This window comes from Pseudomonas sp. BIGb0558 (genome assembly GCF_024807515.1).
Lineage (GTDB): Bacteria > Pseudomonadota > Gammaproteobacteria > Pseudomonadales > Pseudomonadaceae > Aquipseudomonas > Aquipseudomonas yamanorum_A.
Map to the genome: position 1 here is coordinate 25,061 of NZ_JANUEW010000015.1, position 21,146 is coordinate 46,206.

General features: G+C 57.2%; 16 protein-coding genes and 1 pseudogene. 11 read left to right on the top strand and 6 right to left on the bottom strand.

The annotated features are described in order from the left end of the window. Positions 1-81 precede the first annotated feature (81 nt). The 3 genes from M2400_RS18745 to M2400_RS18755 all read left to right on the top strand — a co-directional run bounded on the left by M2400_RS18745 (position 82) and on the right by M2400_RS18755 (position 3,314). A complete protein-coding gene (locus M2400_RS18745) occupies positions 82-936 on the top strand; it encodes a CAP domain-containing protein (RefSeq protein WP_177044178.1) in 855 nt (284 codons plus the stop codon). Between the two features lie 140 nt (positions 937-1,076). Beyond that, positions 1,077-1,496 (top strand): organic hydroperoxide resistance protein, encoded by a 420-nt coding sequence (locus M2400_RS18750; protein ID WP_177116023.1) that lies wholly within the window; start codon positions 1,077-1,079, stop codon positions 1,494-1,496. A gap of 141 nt (positions 1,497-1,637) precedes the next feature. After that, the gene (locus M2400_RS18755) at positions 1,638-3,314 is read left to right on the top strand and encodes an ATP-binding protein (RefSeq protein WP_259197389.1); all 1,677 of its coding nucleotides are present in this window, start codon (positions 1,638-1,640) and stop codon (positions 3,312-3,314) included. Positions 3,315-3,317: 3 nt separating this feature from the next. Here the strand turns inward: M2400_RS18755 and M2400_RS18760 are convergent, their stop codons facing one another. Continuing rightward, the gene (locus M2400_RS18760; RefSeq protein ID WP_177078724.1) at positions 3,318-4,445 is read right to left on the bottom strand and encodes a GGDEF domain-containing protein; all 1,128 of its coding nucleotides are present in this window, start codon (positions 4,443-4,445) and stop codon (positions 3,318-3,320) included. 150 nt (positions 4,446-4,595) lie between these two features. Here M2400_RS18760 and M2400_RS18765 point away from each other — a divergent pair, with 150 nt between their 5' ends. From M2400_RS18765 to M2400_RS18775, 3 genes are all read left to right on the top strand, one after another. After that, complete coding sequence (locus tag M2400_RS18765; protein ID WP_259197390.1) at positions 4,596-5,123, top strand: GNAT family N-acetyltransferase; 528 nt, start codon at positions 4,596-4,598, stop codon at positions 5,121-5,123. A 133-nt stretch (positions 5,124-5,256) separates the two neighbouring features. Further along, entirely contained in the window at positions 5,257-6,297 is a 1,041-nt protein-coding gene (locus M2400_RS18770; RefSeq protein ID WP_259197391.1) for an alpha/beta fold hydrolase, read from the top strand. Next, positions 6,297-6,806, top strand: a complete 510-nt coding sequence (locus M2400_RS18775) for a cytochrome P460 family protein (protein WP_177044184.1) — start codon at positions 6,297-6,299, stop codon at positions 6,804-6,806. Before M2400_RS18770 ends, M2400_RS18775 begins: the two co-directional genes overlap by 1 nt. Positions 6,807-6,967: 161 nt before the next feature. Here the strand turns inward: M2400_RS18775 and M2400_RS18780 are convergent. The 4 genes and pseudogenes from M2400_RS18780 to M2400_RS18795 all read right to left on the bottom strand — a co-directional run. Further along, positions 6,968-7,213: pseudogene (locus tag M2400_RS18780) on the bottom strand (molybdopterin-binding protein); the annotation flags it as partial. Between the two features lie 59 nt (positions 7,214-7,272). Next, positions 7,273-8,682 (bottom strand): OprD family porin, encoded by a 1,410-nt coding sequence (locus tag M2400_RS18785; RefSeq protein WP_259197392.1) that lies wholly within the window; start codon positions 8,680-8,682, stop codon positions 7,273-7,275. A 204-nt stretch (positions 8,683-8,886) separates the two neighbouring features. Next, positions 8,887-10,296: an amino acid permease gene (locus M2400_RS18790; protein ID WP_259197394.1), complete on the bottom strand. Its 1,410-nt coding sequence runs from the start codon at positions 10,294-10,296 to the stop codon at positions 8,887-8,889. Positions 10,297-10,372: 76 nt separating this feature from the next. Then, positions 10,373-11,407 (bottom strand): histone deacetylase family protein, encoded by a 1,035-nt coding sequence (locus tag M2400_RS18795; protein WP_259197395.1) that lies wholly within the window; start codon positions 11,405-11,407, stop codon positions 10,373-10,375. Between the two features lie 118 nt (positions 11,408-11,525). Here M2400_RS18795 and M2400_RS18800 point away from each other — a divergent pair, with 118 nt between their 5' ends. The 4 genes from M2400_RS18800 to M2400_RS18815 all read left to right on the top strand — a co-directional run bounded on the left by M2400_RS18800 (position 11,526) and on the right by M2400_RS18815 (position 17,991). Beyond that, positions 11,526-12,035: an Lrp/AsnC family transcriptional regulator gene (locus tag M2400_RS18800; protein ID WP_259197396.1), complete on the top strand. Its 510-nt coding sequence runs from the start codon at positions 11,526-11,528 to the stop codon at positions 12,033-12,035. A gap of 368 nt (positions 12,036-12,403) precedes the next feature. Further along, entirely contained in the window at positions 12,404-15,289 is a 2,886-nt protein-coding gene (locus M2400_RS18805) for an SIR2 family protein (RefSeq protein WP_259197397.1), read from the top strand. Between the two features lie 760 nt (positions 15,290-16,049). After that, positions 16,050-16,343, top strand: coding sequence for a hypothetical protein (locus M2400_RS18810; RefSeq protein ID WP_259197398.1), 294 nt, complete (start codon positions 16,050-16,052; stop codon positions 16,341-16,343). Between the two features lie 259 nt (positions 16,344-16,602). Next, a complete protein-coding gene (locus M2400_RS18815) occupies positions 16,603-17,991 on the top strand; it encodes a hypothetical protein (RefSeq protein ID WP_259197399.1) in 1,389 nt (462 codons plus the stop codon). A 233-nt stretch (positions 17,992-18,224) separates the two neighbouring features. Here M2400_RS18815 and M2400_RS18820 read toward each other — a convergent pair whose 3' ends face one another. Further along, on the bottom strand, positions 18,225-19,262 hold the full coding sequence (locus M2400_RS18820) for an alpha/beta fold hydrolase (RefSeq protein WP_259197400.1): 1,038 nt from the start codon (positions 19,260-19,262) through the stop codon (positions 18,225-18,227). A 152-nt stretch (positions 19,263-19,414) separates the two neighbouring features. On the opposite strand from M2400_RS18820, the gene M2400_RS18825 reads away from it, so the two are divergent. After that, the gene (locus M2400_RS18825) at positions 19,415-21,046 is read left to right on the top strand and encodes a diguanylate cyclase (protein ID WP_259197401.1); all 1,632 of its coding nucleotides are present in this window, start codon (positions 19,415-19,417) and stop codon (positions 21,044-21,046) included. Positions 21,047-21,146 lie beyond the last annotated feature (100 nt).

Below are 21,146 nucleotides of genomic sequence, written 5' to 3' on the forward strand. Positions count from 1 at the left end.
GGCAAAAAGTTCGGACCAACGGGTGCATGCAAGCCCCTTCATCGCGCATCATGGGCACTTTCAAGCTCAAGGGAAACGTCCATGCGCGTTCTGTCATTGATGATGGGTCTTACGACGCTGGCCGCCAGTCTGGTGTTCAGCGCCCAGGCGCAGGCGGGTGAAGAAAGCCTGTTGGTCGACTCGATCAATCAATACCGCAGCCAGGTTCAGCGCTGCGGCAACCAGGGTTCCCAGGAACTGCCACCGCTGGCCAGCGACACGCGGCTGGTGTTGCCGGTCAACAGCGTCGGCGATTTGCAGCAGGCGCTGGCGCGGGCGGCGTACCCGATGGTCAACGTCCAGGCCATCAGCCTGAGCGGGCCCAAGAACGCCGAAGCCGCCATGAAAGCCGTGCGCGAAAGCTTTTGCCGGGTGGTGCTCGACCCGCAGTTCATCGATATCGGCGTGAGCAACAGCGGCCAGGACTGGCGCATCGTGCTGGCTCGCCCGCTGCTGACCAGCGGCCTGGGTGAGACCCAGACCGAAGGCAAGAAAGTGCTCGACCTGATCAACGCCGCCCGCCAGCAACCCCACCAGTGTGGCGGCCAGGCGTTTGCCGCCACCACGCCCTTGAGCTGGAACGAAGCGCTGGCCACCGCCGCCGCCGGCCACGCCCGCAACATGGCCAACGGCAACTTCTTCGATCACCTGGACCACGATGGCCGCACCCCGGGCGACCGGGCTGAATTGGCGGGCTACATCGGCCAGCAGATCGGCGAGAACATCGCCGCCGGCATGGACACCCCACGCAAGGTGGTCGACGGCTGGCTCGCCAGCCCCGGGCACTGCGCCAACCTGATGAACCCGCAATTTCGCGAAATGGGCGCCGCCTATGCCATGGACCCGAAGAGCGACGCGGGCATCTACTGGACGGGGTTGTTTGGCGTGCAGCAATAAGGGTTTGTATCCCAACGTATCCTCGCAGCAAGACGACACACTGCGAGGCCCTGCGCCCCGGGCGATGACACATTGCGGATACGCCAGCACGGTTTCCTGTGCACATCGGCCCACCCCGGGTCACTTACCAGGAAACCGTCATGTCCCAGAACAGCACCGTGCTCTACACCGGCAAAACCCACACCACTGGCGGGCGTGAAGGCGCGTCCCACAGCGATGACCTGCAACTGGACATCAAGCTGTCCCCACCCGGCTCCAAGGCCGCCGGTACCAACCCCGAGCAATTGTTTGGCGCCGGCTGGTCCGCCTGCTTTATCGGTGCAATGGGCAAGGCCGCGCAAACCCTGCAACTCCGCCTGCCGGCCGACACCGCAGTGAGTGCCGAAGTGGACCTGGTGAACAGCCCCGAGAATGGCTATTTTCTGCAAGCCCGCCTGCGGGTCAGCCTGCCGGGTATCGAACACTCCGCCGCCCAGGCGTTGGTCGATCTGGCCCACCAGACCTGCCCGTATTCCAAGGCAACCCGCGGCAATATCGAGGTGGCGATCACCGTGGTCTGAACGCGGTTTGACGGGTGATTATGCGGCGGAGACATTAAAATGCCATCTAGTCGATAATCCCGCTGAACTGGCTGAATCCAGGGGTGTCTGTAGCTTGGCACCCCTGCTTCAGCAAACCGCGACAAAGAAGGCGTTCACCCAATGACAAACTGGCTGCAAGGCGGCGGCAAAATGGCCGAACGGGTTCGGCATCACGACTGGGCAACGACGCCATTGGGGCCACTGGATCAATGGCCGGACGTTCTCAAGACCACCGTTTCCCTGTGCCTGGCCTCAAGTTTCCCTCAAGCGATCGTCTGGGGGCCTTCGCTGACCACGCTGTACAACGACGGCTTTGTGCCGATTCTTGGCGACAAACCCAATGCACTCGGGCGGCCTTTCAGTGAAATCTGGCAGGAAGCCTGGCCCCAGATCAGCCCGATCGCCAACGCCGCCTTCGCCGGTGAAGCCACCTTCATCGAAAACTTCCCGTTGACGGTTGAACGCGGCGGCGCACCGGAACAGGCGTATTTCACCTTCTGCTACAGCCCGATTCGTGACGTGAACGGCCAGGTGGTCGGCATGCTCGACACCGTGACCGAAACCACCGCCACCGTGGTCCTGTCCCGCCGCCTGGCGGAGTTGAATGCAAGCCTTGAGCAACGTGTCGACGAAAGAACCACCCTGCTGACCCAGACCGAAGCCGCGTTGCGCCAATCGCAGAAGCTCGAAGCCATCGGCCAGTTGACCGGCGGCGTGGCCCATGACTTCAACAACCTGCTGACCATCATTCGCTCATCCGTCGACTTCCTGCGTATGCCTGGCCTGTCGGAGGAGCGTCGCCAGCGCTACATGGGCGCCGTCACCGACACGGTGGAACGGGCCAGTAAATTGACCAGCCAGTTGCTTGCATTCGCCCGCCGCCAGCCGCTGAACCCGGAAGTGTTCGACGCCGGCCAGCGGGTGAACAACATCGGCGAAATGCTCGAGACGGTGACCGGCGCGCGGATCCAGGTGCGGGTCGAACTGCCCGGGCAGCCGTGTTACATCCGCGCCGACTCCAGCCAATTTGAAACCGCACTGATCAACGTCGCCCTCAACGCCCGGGATGCCATGAACAGCCAGGGCACCCTGACCCTGAAAGTGGAACCCGATCTTCCGCTGCCGAGCATCCGCGGCGACGCCGGTTCCTGCCAGGCGTTTATCGCGATCTCACTCACCGACACCGGCAGCGGGATACCCGTCGAGACGTTCGAGCGCATCTTCGAACCCTTTTTCACCACCAAGGAAGTCGGCAAGGGCACGGGCCTCGGGCTGTCACAGGTGTTCGGCTTCGCCAAGCAATCGGGCGGCAACGTCGATGTGGCCAGCAAGGTCGGCCAGGGTACGGTGTTTACCCTGTACCTGCCGCAAGTGGTGCCCGAAGAAGGCTTTGAAAACCCCACGCATCAGACTTGCGGGCTGGTGGCAGAAAGCGCCCAGCGCCATATCCTGGTGGTGGAAGACAACCTGGAAGTGGGCCGTTTTGCCAATCAGATCCTCCAGGACCTGGGCTACCGGACCACCTGGGCGACCAACGCCGAACAGGCGCTGGAGCTGGCCGGTGCGGATGCAATGGGGTTCGACGCGGTGTTTTCCGACGTGGTGATGCCCGGCATCACCGGCGTGGCGCTGGCCAGGGAGTTGCGGCGGCGCAGGCCCGCCCTGCCGGTGGTGTTGACCTCCGGCTACAGCCAGGAACTGGCTGACGGCGGCTATGAAGGCCTGGCCTTCCTGCCCAAGCCCTACTCGGCCGACCAGGTCTCCCAGGTGCTGGCCAAGGCACTGCCCAAGGGCTGAGCCCTATTCGGCCACGGCCACCTGATTGCGACCAAGGGCCTTGGCGCGGTACAGGGCCTTGTCGGCGGTGTTCATCAAGCCGTGCAGGTCTTGATCCACCGCCCGGGCCCAGGCAACGCCGAGGCTGGCGGTGAGCCCATGGACCGGCTCGCTGGCCAGCCCGGCAATCGCCTTGATCAACTGCTCGGCGATGTCCCGCCCGGTCTCCAGCGACGTGTCCGGCAACAGCACCGCAAACTCCTCGCCTCCCAGCCGTCCGTAAACGTCGGCCTGGCGAAACGAGGCGCTGATCACCCCACCGATCTGCCGCAACACCTGGTCCCCGGCCTGGTGGCCGTAGGTGTCATTGATGTCCTTGAAGTGGTCCATGTCCATCATCAGCGCGCACAACGGCTGCTGGTTATGCCGGCACTGTTCGTAGAGCAACTGCGCATGCTCGAAGAATGCCCGGCGGTTCATCAGGCCGGTGAGCTCATCGGTTTGTGCGGCGCGGGTGGAGATGTTGTGGGCACGTTCCATTTGCCGGGTCAGGCGAAAGGCCTTTTCCAGGGCGTCCGACAGCTTGCGCGTGGCGCCGCCGACAAACGAGGAGAACACCAGCACCGCCAGCGCCATGCCGACTTGCATCGAGGACGGTTGAAACAGCAGCCACAGGGTGCATGGCAGCAATACCAGGCCCATGGAGACCAGGGTCATATAGCGATAGGCCGAATAACACGAGACTGCGCTCACCGACATGCCCACGGTGAACAGCATCACCAGGGCCTGGGACAGCCGGTCGTCGGTGGGCATCAGCGCCAGTGCGCCCAGGCCCCAGACCCCGGCAGACAGCATCAACGTGAGCCAGTAGCGCCGCTCCCAGCGTGCGGGGGTGCGCTCGCTGTTGGGGCAACGAAACCAGGCCATGAACATCGAGACCCGCAGCAGCGAAGTCCCCGCCAGTACCACCAGCCACACCAGCATTACCCGCTGGTCAAAACGCTCCCAGCACAGCCAGCACAGCATGGCCGCCGCCATATAACTCCCGAACACCGCCGAAAATGACTGGCGAAACAGCTGATGCAATCGATCCGTTCGTACCTGCTCCTCGATGAAGCAATCCTGGTCCTGCCCACGCCCAAGGCCATTCATTTGGTCCGCCTGATCATACTGCTGCGACAAAGTGCCATTGTGGCATCCTGCCAGTAGCCCTAACAACTGAATCAAGCGTGCTAGAGCGCCGAAAGCAGGATAAATATAGGTGAACACCTTCTCTCTCGCTCCAAGGATCAGAGCCCATCCATGAATACCCGCCCTATTACCACCCCGCGCCTGATACTCAGGGCCCCAACGGTCGACGATGTGGCCAGTGTATTCGCCATCTATGGCGATCCCGAGACTAACCGCTACAACCCGGCCGGGCCTTTGACGGATATCCAGCAGGCCGCAAACGTCATGGATCGCTGGCTGGACCATTGGGAAACACACGGCTTTGGCCAGTGGGCCATCGCCACCCGGGAAGCGCCGGCGTGTGTGATCGGCTTTGGTGGCATCACGTTGTACAAGTACAACGAGGTCCAGCGGATCAACCTGGGTTATCGCTTCGCGGTCAGTGCCTGGGGCAAGGGCTTTGCCACGGAGCTTGCCAGGGCGGCGTTGCAATTTGGCTTTGTCGAGCTGGACCAGCCACAGGTGTACGGCGTGGTGCGTCCCGCGCATGCAGCCTCGATCAAGGTGCTGGAAAAGATCGGCATGCAGCACATCGATGAACTGGATGATGTACCCGGGCAGGCGCCGAGCCTGGTGTACAGGGCCACCCGGCCCGTCTGACCTGTGTATCGCAGTGTGTCCAAACACCCCTGCGATACAAAAGCTTTAACCCAAGCGTTTTCTCGAAACAGACGGGATACACAACCACGTTCAACTGTGAGCCAGGCACACAACCCGCCGCCGGAGGCTCACCATGCACACACAGTTGAACATCCCATCCCGCCGCCTGATGGGCGCGTCGCTGCTGGCCTTTGCGCTGTTGCAGTTCGGTGCCCTCGGCGTTGCCAGTGCACAGGACACGCAAGCGCCTGCGGTTGCCAGCGCAAGCGCCCACACCGCGTTTGGCCCGCTGAAGCACGTGAAGGCCGGCTTGCTGGACGTGGCCTACGCCGAAGCCGGCCCGGCCGATGGCCCGGTGGTGATCCTGCTGCACGGCTGGCCCTACGACATTGACAGCTACTCCGAAGTCGCGCCGCTGCTGGCCGCCCAGGGTTACCGCGTACTGGTGCCCTACGCCCGTGGCTACGGCGACACCCGTTTCCTGTCGGCCAAAACCCTGCGCAACGGCCAGCCGGCAGCACTCGCTGTCGACCTGATCGACTTCATGGACGCGCTGCACATCAAGCAAGCCGTGCTCGGCGGCTACGACTGGGGCGCACGCACCGCCGACATCGTCTCGGCGTTGTGGCCTGAGCGGGTCAAGGCGCTGGTGTCGGTCAGCGGCTACCTGATCGGCAACCAGGCCGCCGGCAAGAACCCCTTGCCACCCAAGGCCGAGTTGCAATGGTGGTACCAGTTCTACTTCGCCACCGATCGCGGCGCCGCCGGCTATGCAAAAAACACCCATGACTTCGCCAAGTTGATCTGGCAGATCGCCTCGCCGAAATGGGCGTTTGACGACGCCACCTTCGACCGCAGCGCCAAAGGCCTGGACAACCCCGACCACGTCGCCGTGTCGATCTTCAACTACCGCTGGCGCCTGGGGCTGGTGCAGGGCGAGAAAAAATACGCTGCGCTGGAACAGAAACTCGCCACCGCCCCGTCCATCAGCGTGCCCACCCTCACCCTGGAAGGCGACGCCAACGGCGCCCCGCACCCGGCGGCGCAAGACTACGCCAAGCGCTTTACCGGCAAATACGAATACCGGCTGATCAGCGGCGGCATCGGCCACAACTTGCCGCAGGAAGCCCCGCAAGCCTTTGCCAAGGCCGTGATTGATGCGGATCACCTGTGATGAAGCGCCTGCACCTTGCTGCACTCGTCGCCACAACCGCCGCCGTGGTGGCCGCCGCTACCGGGTTCGCCTCTGGCGGCCCGGCCACCAGCGAGCCTTCGCCGATCTACGGTGTGACAATTCCCGACGGCTACCGCCAATGGGAGCTGATCGCGCCGGCCCAGGAAGCCGACCCGCTGAATGAACTGCGGGTGGTGCTCGGCAACACAGTCGCGCTCAAGGCCTACCGCGAGGGCACGCTGCCCTTCCCCGACGGCACCGTGCTGGCCAAGCTGGCGTGGAAACATGTGCAGTCGCCCGAGTTCAAGACCGCCTCGATTCCCGGCGCGGCCACCACCGTGCAGTTCATGGTCAAGGATTCGAAGAAGTATGCGGCGACGGGAGGCTGGGGCTTTGGACGGTTCATCAACGGCAAACCGGCGGACCAGGCGCAGCATGAGACATGCTTTGCCTGCCATCAGGCGTTGGTGAAGAACCACGATTATGTGTTTACGCGGCTGGCGCCTTAGCCCGTTGAATGATCGCTGCAACGCTGATTAATGACTCGCGCTCCGTCACGACCGATCCGTAGCAGCTGTCGAGCCCAAGCGAGGCTGCGTCGGCGGTGTGTCAGATACACCGCTGACGCAGCCTCGCTTGGGCTCGACAGCTGCTACGTGGGTGGGTTTTATCAGGCTGGCACACCCAGGATGATATGGGACGCCTTGATCACCGCCGTGGCACTCACACCCGGCTTCAGGCCCAACTCGATCACCACTTGCGCATTCACCGCGCCGTCATTCACGCTCAGCACTTTGCCTTCCAGGCAGTTGCGGGCCGACAGGCGGATGTCGCTGGATTCAGTCATCAGCATCACCCACGGAGCCTTGCTCAGCGCGATCGCTTCCTTGCCCACGGCGATGCCGAGATTGCGGATGCGCAAAAAAAAGGCCGCCCAACAGGCGGCCTTCGTTTGGAGCGTTTACCCGCGACTGATTAAAACAGCGCGTAGGTGTAGTTGAAGATCAAACGGGTTTGATCCTGGTCGGCAGTGCCGGTGTTGTGGCCGTGGTAGCTACCGGTACGGAAGGTTGTACCGAAGCCTTTCAGCGGGCCCGCTTGCACGACGTAATCAAGACGGAAATCGGTTTCGCGTTCCGACTGATCGCTGCCACCGGCAACCTTGGCCTTGATGTCGCTGCCGTTGAGGTAAGCAACGGAGGCTTTCAGGCCCGGCACCAATGTACGGAAGTCATACAGGTACTGACCGAAATTGACCTGCTCGCCCGCGCGGGAGAACTGGCCAACCACCGCATCCGTGAACAGGTAGAAGTCGGAGCCGGCCGCGCCTTGTGCAGTTGGGTCGGCGATGCTGCCCTGGTTGACCCACACGAAGCCGCCGTCGTCGCTCACGCCAATGTGGCCGAGCATCAACTGGCTGCCGCCCAACTGGTAGGTGAAGGCAGCACTGTAGGTTTTGTTGTCGACTTCACCGGCGTGCTTGGCATAGCCGCCGTTGTTGTTGAACGCATAGCCGGCCGAACCGTTCTTGCCGTCGCTGGTGCTGTCGAAATAGCGCAGGTCGGTCTTGAACGATTGATCATTGCCCAACGGCAGTACATGCACCAGGCCGAAATAGTTCTGTTTGTAGAAGTCTTCCAGGTCGGCGTAGTAGTACTGCAACGTCAGGTTTTTAGCGATGACGTTGTCAGAAGAACCGAACGGCTGGTAGTCAACGCCGCCGAAACGGAAGCTGTCGCTGTCGCGAGTGGCGCCCGCGACGCTCAAGCCCGTGGAGTTACTCGATGCACGACCTTCAGCCTTGTTCAGCTCGCCGCCCGTGAAGGTGACGTTGGGAATGTCCTTGGAGGTCAGGATGCCGCCGTCAAAGGTTTGCGGCGCGGCACGGCTGTCGTTGGACACCAGGATCGGCAGGATCGGGGCCAAGCCACCGCCCACGTGCAGTTCTGTCTGGGAAATACGGAATTTAACGTTGCCGGCTGCGCGACCGAAGCTGTCAGCAGGCTCGGTGCCGTTGTTCTTCACGGGGAAGAAGCTGTTGCCGTTACCCGACAGGCCGTTACCCGCTGCGTGGCCATCGCCACCGTCCAGACGCAAGGCGCCAAAGGCCATCACGTCGAACCCGATGCCTACGGTGCCTTGGGTGTAACCGGATTTGTAGTCGAAACGCAGTACTTGAGCCGCTTCACGCAGGTCATTCGCGGTGCCGGAGTGAACGTCGGCGTTGTAGTACATGGTGCGCGAACTGATCGACGAGTGGCTGTCCTCAAGGAAGCCGCTGTGACCGTTACCCGTGCCGAGTGAGCCAAGACCAAAGTCATCTGCGCTGGCGTGTTGTGCGAGGACGGCCGCGGTGATGGCCAACGCTAATGTAGAGAGTTTCATTTACTGCGCCCCTGTGAACATTATTTTTTTACTGTCCTTCGAGCGAATACCGTTGCGGCCCTGCAAACGCTGCGGATTGTGGCATGGGGCCTATGGCGCAGAATGTGAAATTTTTGTCATGTAGCGATGAAAAAACCGTCATGAAAAGGCCGTACAGGACGGCCTTTTTTGACGGTCGAATTCGCGTGAGTTGTATGACGACCGCTATAGCGCTGTGCGCTGATCAGGCTGAAGTCGGCTGCGAAAATGCGAGAAATGGTAGGCAACCGCCAGCCACACAAACCACGCCGGCATCACGCAGAGCGCCAGGCGGGTGTCTGGGCGAAGTGCCAGCAAGCTGAGTACAAAGGCCAGGAACCCAAGTGAAACCCAGGCCATCGGTACACCACCGGGCATTTTGTACAGCGATTTTTCATGTAGCTGCGGGCACTTTTTCCGATAGGCGATGTAGGACGCCAGGATCGTCGACCAGGTAAAGATCACCAAAATCGCCGAAACGGTGGAGACGATGGTAAAGGCCGTCATCACTTCCGGGACTATAAACAGCAGCAATAAGCCCAGCAGCATCAGGAAGGTGGTAAACGCCAGGCTGATAAACGGCACGCTGTTGTTCGACAGTCGCCGGAAAATCCCGGGGGCATCGCCCAAGTCCGCCAGGCCGAACAGCATGCGACTGGCCGAGAACACCCCGCTGTTGGCGGACGATGCCGCCGACGTCAGCACCACGAAGTTCACAATCCCGGCGGCAGCGGGAAACCCGGCCACCAGGAACAGCTCAACGAACGGACTCTTGCTCGGTGACACCTGCTGCCAGGACGTCACGGCGATGATGCACGCCAGGGCCAGCACGTAAAACAGGATGATCCGCAGCGGGATCGAGTTGATCGCCTTGGGCAGCGTCTTCTCGGGCGAGCGGGTTTCAGCCGCCGCCGTGCCGATCAACTCAGTGCCGGCGAACGAGAAGATCGCCATCTGGAACCCGGCAAAGAAGCCGAACAGGCCATTGGGAAACGCCGCCTGTTTATCCAGCAAATGCGTCAGGGAAGCGGTGACGCCGGTGGGTGACACAAACGAGCTGGCAATCAGCACCACGCTCACGCTGATCAGGGTCACCACGGCGATGATCTTGATGATCGCAAACCAGAACTCCACCTCGCCAAACAGCCGCACCGTCAGCACATTCAATGCAAACAGCGTCAGCAGCATCGCAATCGCCGGGATCCACGCCGGCACGTCCGGGAACCAGTACTGGAAAAAGCCCCCCACCACCACGGCATCCCCCACCACCGCCACGCTCCAGCTCAGCCAATACGACCAGCCGAGAAAGAACGCCGCACGCGGCCCCAGGTACGCACCGGCAAAGTCGGCGAAGCTCTTGAAGTTCAGGTTGGATAACAGCAACTCGCCCATGGCGCGCATCACGAAATACACAAACAGCCCGATGATCATGTAGATCAGGATGATCGAGGTGCCGGACAGCGCAATGATCTTGCCCGAGCCCATGAACAGGCCGGTACCAATCGCACCGCCCATGGCCATCAGTTGAATATGTCGGTTGCTGAGGGTGCGTTGCAAAGCGGGCTTTTCAATCAGCCCGGGCACGGTTGTTTTCATCACAAAACCTCTTGTTATGTTTTTGAGTTTTGGCAGAAAAAAGTCGGGATTGTTTATTGTTGGAATGGCGTCGGGATCAGGCGTGCTTGTTCTCGAAACCGTGCAGCACGTTGACGGCGTTGATGCCGATTTCATCGACCATGTAGCCGCCTTCCATCACGAACAGCGTGGGCACGCCAACGCTGGCGATGATCTCGCCGATGCCGAGGAAATCGCGGCTTTCCAGCAGGAAGTGACTGATGGGGTCGTCCTTGAACGTGTCGACGCCGAGGGAAATCACCAGCACCTCCGGCGAGAACCTGCGCAGTTGGGTGCAGGCGTCGAGCAAGGCTTCCTTATAGGTGCTCCACCCGGTGTTTTTGGCCAGCGGGTAGTTCAGGTTGAAGCCCTCGCCCGCCCCCGCACCGCGCTCGGCACTGAAGCCCGAATAGTAGGGATACGACACCGCAGGTTCGCCATGCAGCGAGACAAACATCACGTCGCTACGGTCGTAGAAAATGTTCTGCGTGCCGTTGCCGTGGTGGAAATCCACGTCCAGCACCGCGACCCGTTTGGCGCCTTGGGTGATCGCCTGTTGCGCGGCGATGGCCGCGTTATTCAGGTAGCAATAACCGCCCATGTATTCCCGCGCCGCGTGGTGACCCGGTGGGCGGCACAAGGCGAAGGCACTGTTGTGGCCTTCATCGATCAAGGCCAGGCCGGTGAGTGCAATATCAGCGCTGGTTTTCACCGCCTCCCAGGTGGTGCTGGTGATGGGCGAACCGGCATCCATCGCGAAAAACCCGAGCTTGCCGTCGATAAATTCCGGCACGTGCGCATTGGCCAGGTCACGCACTGGCCACACCAGCGGCAAGGCGTCATGGGCACGGCCAATCGCAGTCCATTCGGCCCAGGCGGTTTCCAGGAAAGACACGTAGCGTTCGCTGTGGGCATTGACGTAACAGGCCCGGTCGAACGTGCGCGGCACGATGATATCGCCCAGCCCAACGTGCTTGACCCGATCACGCACGGTGTCGGCACGGCTGGGTTGTTCGAAGGACGGCTTGAGCACGCCATCCTTAAGCTCGGTGCCATGGTGCAAACGATGAGAATCACTGAATACAGTCAACATAAAAGACATCCACCCGTGAAAGACAGGTGATTATTTTGTTCTGGCTGCGCTGGGCTTTCTTTGCTTTTACGTGCGCCGATGCTAGCGTAATCGGGCATTTTTACCCCAAAGAGCCACCATGAAGAAAAATAAAACCAAACAGGTCGCACTTGACGACACCGATCTCGCCATCCTCGCGTTGCTGCAGGAAGACGCGAGTATTTCCAACGCCGAACTCAGCGAGCGCCTGTCACTGAGCCTCACGCCCTGCTGGCGCCGGCGTAAGCGCCTGGAGGAAGAAGGCGTGATCAAGGACTACCAGGCCAACCTGGATCGCAAGATGCTCGGGCTGGAAATCATGGCGTTTGTGCATGTGCGGTTTGCGGTGCATTCCGACCATACGCCGGAGGATTTTGAAGCGGTGATCAAGGAACTGCCCCAGGTGCAGTCCTGCCACAAGATCACCGGGGATGCGGATTATCTGCTGCAGGTGCTGGCGGAGGATCTGGATGCCTACAGTGATTTTGTGGAGAGCGTGCTGCGGCGGCAGTTGGGGATTGCGTCGATTCAGTCGAGTTTGGCGTTGCGGGAGGTGAAGGCGACGAGTCGGGTGGCGATTCCGGGGCGGGTGGGGAACTCAGTGAAATGAAGCACTAACCCTTTTTCTTCTTCGACGAGCTTGCTCGAGGGATCTCCTAAGCAGCCCTCCGGAATTTGAGTGCAATAAGTGCTAAGCCAAAATTCAAAAAAACAACTACATCGCAATATACCCCTTTCCACTAGTCAAATCTGACTGCATAGATACTTTAGCCTTAACCATCTGCTGCGTTAGAGATTTAAATAAAATAGCCGCAGTGGGCTGTATGTTAAAATAAAGGATTGATGATGGCCAATAGCTATGCTATAAACGCACATAAATCGTCCATATGCGCCATATAAAAATTTCCAGCGGCAAATATACAAACTTAAAAACGCCTGATCGGAAATCCATATAGACATCACTTTAAGGGATAAAAAGTGGAAATACCTTTCGATATAAAAGAAGCGATAAAAAATGAAAAGCTAGTAATATTCGTAGGCTCTGGCCTTTCACGCTCGGTAGGCCACCCTACCTGGGTGGACCTTCTAAAAAATATGCTTAAGGATAAAAAAGATCAAATTGAAAACGCATCAACTTATTCAGATATATTAGAAAAAAACCTATTCGGCCCCCTGGATATATTAGAAAACCTTAAAGAAAATTATAAAAAAATAGTGTATGAGTACTTTGAAAAAACACTGAGCAAAACACAAGAAAGTCCGATACATAAAAAACTATCAACCTTATCAAAAAAAATAGTCACCACCAACTACGACAAAATAATAGAATCTAATAGTCAAGATCAAGTAATCATAGACAATACTAGCAATTACAACCTAGCCAAACTAGACACTTTAGACAACTACATCCTGAAAATTCACGGTGATATTTCCCGACCTGACTCTTGTATAATATTCAAAAGCGACTATGAAAACCTTTACAAACAAGACACTCTTGCAAAGTACCAACTAGGAAAAATTTTCTCAAACTTCACATGTTTATTTTTGGGCTTTAGCTTTACAGACCCATACGTAACTACATTATTTAATAGAATTTCACAACTTTATACCGGATATGGAACCACGCATTACCTCTTAACCACTAACCAAACAGCATATGACGGCATTAAAGTTATAAAAATTGACAACCACTCCGAAATCAACACATACATTGAATTACTGAACGAATATAAAAACAGCGTAACAAAAATCAAAAGCAAGCCGATCCAAGCGCCAATCGCCCCACCCAATCAGGAAGAATTCCTTCTGAAGGGAGAAGGCACGGACACCCCACCAAAAGTAGAGTACTGGGTTGGGCGAGAACGTGAACTAAAATCTCTTACAAGTGAATCTAATTTCAAAGTTATTTTCATTACTGGATTTGGAGGGCAAGGAAAGTCCTCTCTCGCAGCCTACTATAGCGAAACCTGTAAAGAGAATAATATATATGAAATTACAGACTGGAGAGACTTTAAGGAAGAGGAGCACAACTTCAACTTAAAAATCTCCGGCCTAATTGAAAAAATTTCCGATAAAAAAATCCCAACCAATACTTTGGTTGGGCTCGAAACAGACTCACTAATAAATATCTTTTTCAAAGAGCTTGGGAATAGATCCTGTCTTTTCGTCTTCGACAACGTTGATTCATACATAGATCTTGAAAAATTCGAACCCGCCGGTTCTATCGGAAAGCTCTTTACAGCTGCTTTACAGACACCTCATAACGCAAAATTCATCTTCACATGTCGTCCATTCATTCATTACGCAGGCGTCAATTTTTTTCAGCTAAAATTATCCGGCCTAACTTTAGAGGATGTTATTAGCCTATTCGCCTCATCCGAAATATCTATTTCCCCAGTTATACTTTCCGAGCTAGCAATTCGAGCACACAAATTAACAAGTGGCCATGCCCTTTGGGTCTCACTAATTCTTGCGCAAGCGAAAAGAGGACAACGGAACATTGAAGACTTCCTCAACAATATTGAAAAAAAGAACATCGTAAGCTCCTCTGAAAGTGCAATACTTTCAAAGCAGATCCTAAGAGAAATATGGGACTCTCTCAATGAAAAACAAAAAACGCTTCTCAGAGCCCTTGCAGAGTCTATAACGTCCGAAAGTGAGAGCGAGATCTCGAAAGTAGTTAGCAGCGTACTCAATTTCAATCAGTTCTCGAAAGCGTTGAGAACTTTAAAGGACCTCCACCTAATCGTAATCAAGGGAACGGAAAATTATATTGAGCTCCACCCACTTGTTAAGGAATTTATAAAGTCCAACTTTCCAAGCCAAGAACAGAAAAAATTTATATCACTTTTCATCAGATACTACGATCAATTCATAATCCTTTTAAAACCCAGACTCAACCAGATACTTAGCCTTGAAGAATTCAAGTCCTGGTCAAATAAGATTGAGTTACATATAAATAACGGGGAATTCAATGAAGCCATTGCATGCCTTATAGAAATTCACAAATCTATAAATCGTTCAGGCTACACCGAGGAATACGTGAGGCTATCCTGCGCACTCTTAGACAAGATAACCTGGAAGAAAAACGCGACCGACCAACTAGTGAGCTTTTTAGATTTTTTCAATCACGCATTCACTGCCATTACCGAATATGGCGACAATATCAAATCAACCGACTTTCTCCAAAAATTTGAAAACACTACCACTTCCAAAAACAATGAGTATATTTTCATACTTTCTTCCAAAACCCATCTTCACTGGTTTAATGAGAATTACGACCAAGCTATAAAGCACGGTGAGCAAGCTGACTATTTAATAAGTCAAATGGGCGAACAGGACAAGTGGGACGCGAGACACAGACTTAACTTAGCGTATAGAGACTCCGAAGCAGAAAACAATGTAAATAAAGCACTCGATTTTTTCTTGGATGGCTATCCAATAGAGGAAATAGCCTCAAAGACAGCACTCAATCGTGAGCTCTCTTATTCAATTTACGGAAATGCCGGACGCTGCCTACACTTAATCTTTCGCTATGATGAAGCGCTAAACTGCTATGCCAAAGCGCTAGAATTAATTAATGACGGCGTATACTCCGATGTAAATCTCAATCAGGGCTATGGATTTAGCTGGATTGGTGAAACGCTATCCGAACTAGGCAGCAATGAATCACTATATTTTTATCTATACGCATATGAAAGCTGGAAAAAGTGCGCTCCTCCTTTGGCAAATAAGATCCTGAAAAAAATTGACGAACTCCCTAAAACAGAAGCTTACAAGACCATCAGAGCACTAGAAAAATGGGAGATCGAAAAGTACTGCGATAACTGGTACAAAAAAAGAATCTCGAACACCAACAACTGACTTACTTTAAAAAATTTCGAGCATACCCATACCAAAATCATAGCTTTTACATAAACCATCCATAGTCGTTTTTAGCGGCCATGGATGGTACGCTTTAAAATAATCCCACGCACCATATCACCACGCGCACTAGTTTCTAGAAAAATCGATTTTCTACTTATGCCAGCCTATTTTCATCTATCTGAATCTGCACACCTTAGGTGCTCGCACATACAATTATTAATTGAGTTAATTTGCGTTATTGCCTACATCTCACAAAAATACATCCAAGGTAGGATCATAAACAACACTCTAAACCTATTGAAATTCCTTCCACCAAATCCTGCACTCCATACTTCACATAAACCTCATTTCAGCACCGTCGAGAAAACCATAGCCAATCAAATATAGTTAGCACTATCTAAAACCGTACGCCCCCCCTTTGAAGTACAAAAACATTCAAGCTGATAGTGTTTAGCTTCTGGAAATTTCACATTGGTTCAACGCGACTATTGATCATACAACCCAATGGCGCTTATAGTCCGCCCCGTCGCCCAAATGGCGACCAGGTTTGGCGACCTGTCTATCGGATGCAAAAGCACTGTGCTTTTTTGCAGATGCTGTTGCACCTTCGCAAAGCTGTCTTATGGCGGCTGTGCGCGGGAGACCTTCGGGTCTGCCGGGTTTTCCGATACCGGTTCGCCAACCTGCGTACAGCTGCCACCTATCGTTTGGCGACGAATAAGTGGCGGTCAACCGTTGCGCTATCGGAGCTTCAAATATGGATAGATACATGCCCCTCACCGGAATCGATCTGGTGCCAGCCTCCCTGCTCATCGACACCCACGCCCCGCTCGACATCCTTCACGCCATGGCCGATTACCGCATTCGCACGGTGACTCAGGTCCTGGAAAACATCGCCTTTCGTAGTGAGCTGCAAAGCGACACTGTCGTGCTTTCTGACTTCGCCCAGTTACTAGCCATTCCGTTGCGCGATGGCTGTGACTTGATGGATGTGATTGGTCGGCGTTTGCGTGAGCAGATTGAGGCGCAGGCCGACTCGGCAAGCTCGTAACGCAAAACCACTGTGGCGAGGAAGCTTGTCCCGTTGGGGTGCGCAGCGCCCCTGAGTTTTTTGGGGCCGCTTCGCAGCCCAACGGGAGCAAGCTCCCTCGCCACAGTCGTGCTCATGCCATGTCATAAAAGGTGGCTATATGACAGCAATTAATCCGACAACCTTCCCAACCTCTCCTACAATCCCTTCGTCCAGCGCCTGAGCCACGCTCGTACCTGGGCAGCCAACACCTACCCCGAATGGATTCAGAGAGGTCCACGTGCGTCTATCCCCTGTCTTTATGCTTGTTGCCGGCGTTATCGGCCTGGCCGGCTGCGCCACGCCCGACACAAAAACCGAATGGGGTTTGCAGACCATCCTGGCCCAACCCCTGGTGGCCGACAGCATCCTGCGCGATGGTGATGTGCTGAGTTTTCAACTGCCAACGAACGTGCCCAACCAGTCGATTCAGGTGGAGGCCGCGTGTTCGTCGAAACGCTTGCGACTGACCTATCTCAATAGCAATCAGCGGGTGTACTCCACGGGCAGTGCCCAGTACGGCCCGGGCTCCGGGATACCTGAGAAATTGCGGCCGATACTGGCAGCCAACCCTTCATTCATCCAAGCCTGTGCCCAAACGCCAACACCTGACTGGCGCCGGCTGAGTGCAGACGATCACGGCATTTGGTTGTTACTCGATCGCAATAGCCTGAGCACGGCGGGCGATGAGGTGCGCTTCTGGGGGGCGATCGATAGCCCGGTCATTCGCCAATCGCCGCCTCACAACGCGCCTTATGCGCAACAACGTGAGCGTTACGCCGTGTCTTGTGGTGCCGGTACGTTCAAGCGGCTGGCGAGTTACAGCCTGAACGCGAGCAATCAGGTCAGCGATGGCGGTGTCGACCGTTCGCCGCCCAGCCAAGCCATCGCCAGTGGCAATCCACAACAACGGGCGCTGCTCGCCAAGGTGTGCGAGGGGGCCGAGATAGTGGCGGGACTGGAGCCGTTTACACCGCGCGTGATCGTACCGTTGCCCGTGACCTTGCCCGCCGTGGCGCCCGCGATATTGGCGGCGATCGAGCAGTTGAATCTCGACCCGCCGAGCCGCTCGCTCAAGTACCTGCGGGTGACGGGCACCTCGACATTTCGGGGCGTCACCGAGCCGGTCCAGGAGGAGCGTTTCTTTTCTAGCGACCCGGTCAGCGGGCAATTGAACGTCGCTCTACGTGAGGAAGATGGCGAGACCTATACCGCGGGATGGCGCGGCTTTCTCGCCCTGTACTCCAGGGCCTCATTCACCGAGGGCCCGCGTGGCATGCAGCAAACCACCACGCTCACCCAGCTGAGTTACAGCGGGGATTGGAAAAACCTGCCCGTCGGGGAAACGGTGAGCTTCACCAGGGCCTTCTCCGTCGTTAACAACCGGGCCGGCACCCATGTCTCCAAACCCGCAACCAGTGACTGTCGGGTAGAACGCGAACTGGCGGCGAGCGAACTCCACCCCCGGCTGTTGGGCAAGGCAAAAGCGTTGGCCTGTCAGGACAGGGCCGAAGAGGTAGACCCGGTGAGTCGCATTTACTATCTGGAAGACTATGGCTACTTCTTCCGGGCCAGCCTCGACAAGAACCCTTACTCCTACAGTGATCACCGGATCGACACATTCGAATAGGCACCCTGTGGGAGCCGGGCTTGCCCGCGATGCTGGCGGCTCGGTTTCCCTGGCACACCGCGGCGATACCATCGCAGCCTCGCCAAGGCTCGACAACTCCCACATTGAAAAATACAGCACGCCGTACCTGATCACCCCGGTGCTGGGTTTTGCTATTACCTTCGCGATCATGTTCAGCATGGGTCTGCAGGCGCAAGGGTGCGAGCCTGGTGTTGTCCAAGGACATCTGACGGCTAGCGCAGGGATTGCTGCAGGAACTCCCTGATCAGGGTGAGTACCTGCTGCTGGATCTGCGGCTTGGGACGGGCGCCCTTGGCATCCAGGCAGATGAAGCCTTCGCCGGGGTCGCTCTGTTCAATCCGCTCCACCGCGCCCGGCTTGCACAGGGGCAGGAAAGTGAAGTGGGTGGCGTCGCTGATTTCCACATAGTGCGAAGTATTCGGCGGCAGGCGCTTGGCCAGGTCGGCAGACTCCAGCGCGGCGGGCAACTCCGGGGACGGCGTGCCCGCCGCAATCACCAGTGTGGGCCGGTGCAGCGCCGCCAGGCTTGCATCGCTGAAGCCACGGGCGAAGCCCAGGTCCAGGGACACGATGGCGGCCACGCGCGAGTCGCTCAAGTCCTCGGCCAGGTGCTTTTTGGCCTGCTCGGTACGGCCGGCTTCGATCAGTTCATACGCCTTGCAAGGGGCGATCTGCGGATGCACCTTGCAGTCCTCGGTAAAGCGCTGCGGGTCAAAGCGGGCGCCGCCGACTTCCAGTGCGGTCCAGCCACCGAGGGAGTGCCCCACTACGGCGATCTTGTGCTGGGCCACTGCGCCAAAGCGCTTGGGCTGGGCGATCACCGCATCAATCACCCGACGGATATCGAGGGGGCGCTTCCAGAGCTCGGAGGCTGCGGGCTGTGTGCGGTCCTTGCTGGTGGTGCCGGGGTGGTTGGGCGAGGCGACGATATAACCCTGCCCGGCCAAGGCGCTGGCAAGCCAGGACTGGTTGATCCAGTTGCCGAAGATGCCGTGGGAAATCACCACCAACGGATGCTCGCCGGCGGCGGGCGCGGCGTCCTTCAAGGCTGGGGCGCCGACAAAGACCGGGTTGTCAGCGATCAGTCGTGGCGTGCCGGCGGCATTGGTCGGGTACCACACCGCCACCTGTAACGGCCTGCCGTGCTCCGCGTCTGGAATCACGATTTCCTGGAATCCGACTTTCACGTCATTGGCCTGGGCCAGGCTGGACACAACCATCAACAACAGCGCAGCACACAGCGTTTTCATCCTTGAGTTCCCTAAGTGGCTAAGCGCCATATTCTTGCACGGCCATCGTGGGAAAGCAGGTGTGAAATCAATGTGCGTATAAAGCATGAGGCTATGGAATCCATCCGAATGGTATGGCTACTATGTAAGAACACTCCTTTCAGATCCCTCCCATGATCAAAGCCAGCCTGCGTAGTCACCTGACCCTATGGTTTGCCGGTTTGTCGCTGCTGACATTGGTTAGCGTAGGTTTCTACGTTGGGCACATCGCCACTGAGCAACTGAAACTCGCCAGTGGCAACGCGCTGTTAAGCACCGCCCGTTCCACCGCCGCGCTGTTGGCGGTGCAACTGCGTGAACGCCAGTTGGAGGTGTCACTGCTCAGCCGCGCGCCGCTGTTCAGCCGTGGCAACCTGGACGATCCGGATATCCTGACCTCCATGGAGCAACGCACCCAGTCCCGCGCCGAGTATGCGTGGATGGGCGTGGCCGATACCGATGGGCGTGTGCGCCAGGCGGTGAATGGGCTGCTGGTGAACCAATCGGTAACGCAGCGCCCCTGGTTCCAGGCCGGCTTGCAGGGCAACTACACCGGCGATCCCCACGAGGCGGTTCTGCTGGCCAAGCTGCTGCCGGGCGCCAACGGCGAGCCCTGGCGCTTCATCGATTTTGCCGCGCCGATTCGCAACGCCGAAGGCAAGGTGATTGGGGTACTGGGGGCTCACGCTCATTGGACCTGGGTGACGCAAATTGTCGAGGCCGCCAAAGGGACCGCGCCGGACATCGAGGCCCTGATCATCGACAACGACGGCAAGGTGCTCTACCCGGAACAACTGGCCGGCCAGCAACTGCCCCAGGACCGCCTGGCCAATGATACCGGCTGGTCGGTCGACAACGGCTACGTGACCAGCGCCGTGGCGGTGCCCAGCCCGTCGAATTCCAGCCTGACGTGGTACATCGTGATGCGCCAGCCGCTGGAAATCGCCCTGCAACCCGCCCGCGTGCTGCTCTACAAGCTGCTGCTGTTGGGCGTGATCGCGGCGGTGGTTTTCGGCTTCGTGGCGTATTACCTGGCGTCCTACCTCAGCCGGCCTATCGAGGAGTTGGCGCGCTCGGCCAAACAGGTCCAGGACCAACAGCCCGGTGCCTACTTCCCCCAGGACCATTTCGTGCGGGAGATCGCCCAGCTCGGGCGCTCGATCAAAAGCATGACGCAGTCCCTGCTTGGCAAGGAGCGCGAACTGCAAGAGACCAACGCGTCTCTGGAGGCCACGGTCGCCCAACGCACCATCGCCCTCACCCAGGCCAACGCCGAGTTGCTGAACCTGGCCAGCCACGATGCGCTGACTGGCGTCTACAACCGTCGGCGCTTCGATGAAAAACTTGCCGAATACAGCCTTTTGTTCCAGCGCAGCGGGCGTGCCTTCGCGCTGCTGCTGATCGACGTTGATCATTTCAAGCGGATCAACGATACCCATGGGCATGCGGTCGGGGATGACGTGCTGCGCCACCTCGCACAGTTGACCCAGGAAACTATCCGCACCACCGACTTTGTGGCCCGCTACGGCGGTGAAGAGTTTGCGGTGCTGCTGCCGGAATTCGAAGCCCCGGACAGCCCCGATGGGGTGGCCGAGAAGATTCGTGCGGCCATTGCCGGGGCGCATTTTGAGACGGTCGGGCAAATCACGGTGAGTATTGGCATCGGCCTCGCCGAGGCTTCGGACAGCGACACAACGGTGCTGATCAGGCGTGCAGACCAGCAGTTGTATCGGGCCAAATCATCAGGGCGTAATCAGGTAGCGTGAGTCATCCTGACGGCCAGCCGCCCAGGACACAGCAGTGCTCTTTCGGCCCCAAACCATGCTGGTAATGATATTTAATCTCATTATAATGCCCAGCTTTCGC

What these genes read in the sequence shown, in the direction of transcription:
- M2400_RS18800 (WP_259197396.1), top strand. Translation starts at nt 11,526, where the DNA reads ATGAAGAAAAATAAAACCAAACAGGTCGCACTTGACGACACCGATCTC.
- M2400_RS18795 (WP_259197395.1), bottom strand. Translation starts at nt 11,407, where the DNA reads ATGTTGACTGTATTCAGTGATTCTCATCGTTTGCACCATGGCACCGAG.
- M2400_RS18770 (WP_259197391.1), top strand. Translation starts at nt 5,257, where the DNA reads ATGCACACACAGTTGAACATCCCATCCCGCCGCCTGATGGGCGCGTCG.
- M2400_RS18750 (WP_177116023.1), top strand. Translation starts at nt 1,077, where the DNA reads ATGTCCCAGAACAGCACCGTGCTCTACACCGGCAAAACCCACACCACT.
- M2400_RS18825 (WP_259197401.1), top strand. Translation starts at nt 19,415, where the DNA reads ATGATCAAAGCCAGCCTGCGTAGTCACCTGACCCTATGGTTTGCCGGT.
- M2400_RS18755 (WP_259197389.1), top strand. Translation starts at nt 1,638, where the DNA reads ATGACAAACTGGCTGCAAGGCGGCGGCAAAATGGCCGAACGGGTTCGG.
- M2400_RS18810 (WP_259197398.1), top strand. Translation starts at nt 16,050, where the DNA reads ATGGATAGATACATGCCCCTCACCGGAATCGATCTGGTGCCAGCCTCC.
- M2400_RS18820 (WP_259197400.1), bottom strand. Translation starts at nt 19,262, where the DNA reads ATGAAAACGCTGTGTGCTGCGCTGTTGTTGATGGTTGTGTCCAGCCTG.
- M2400_RS18760 (WP_177078724.1), bottom strand. Translation starts at nt 4,445, where the DNA reads ATGAATGGCCTTGGGCGTGGGCAGGACCAGGATTGCTTCATCGAGGAG.
- M2400_RS18785 (WP_259197392.1), bottom strand. Translation starts at nt 8,682, where the DNA reads ATGAAACTCTCTACATTAGCGTTGGCCATCACCGCGGCCGTCCTCGCA.
- M2400_RS18790 (WP_259197394.1), bottom strand. Translation starts at nt 10,296, where the DNA reads ATGAAAACAACCGTGCCCGGGCTGATTGAAAAGCCCGCTTTGCAACGC.
- M2400_RS18765 (WP_259197390.1), top strand. Translation starts at nt 4,596, where the DNA reads ATGAATACCCGCCCTATTACCACCCCGCGCCTGATACTCAGGGCCCCA.
- M2400_RS18775 (WP_177044184.1), top strand. Translation starts at nt 6,297, where the DNA reads ATGAAGCGCCTGCACCTTGCTGCACTCGTCGCCACAACCGCCGCCGTG.
- M2400_RS18745 (WP_177044178.1), top strand. Translation starts at nt 82, where the DNA reads ATGCGCGTTCTGTCATTGATGATGGGTCTTACGACGCTGGCCGCCAGT.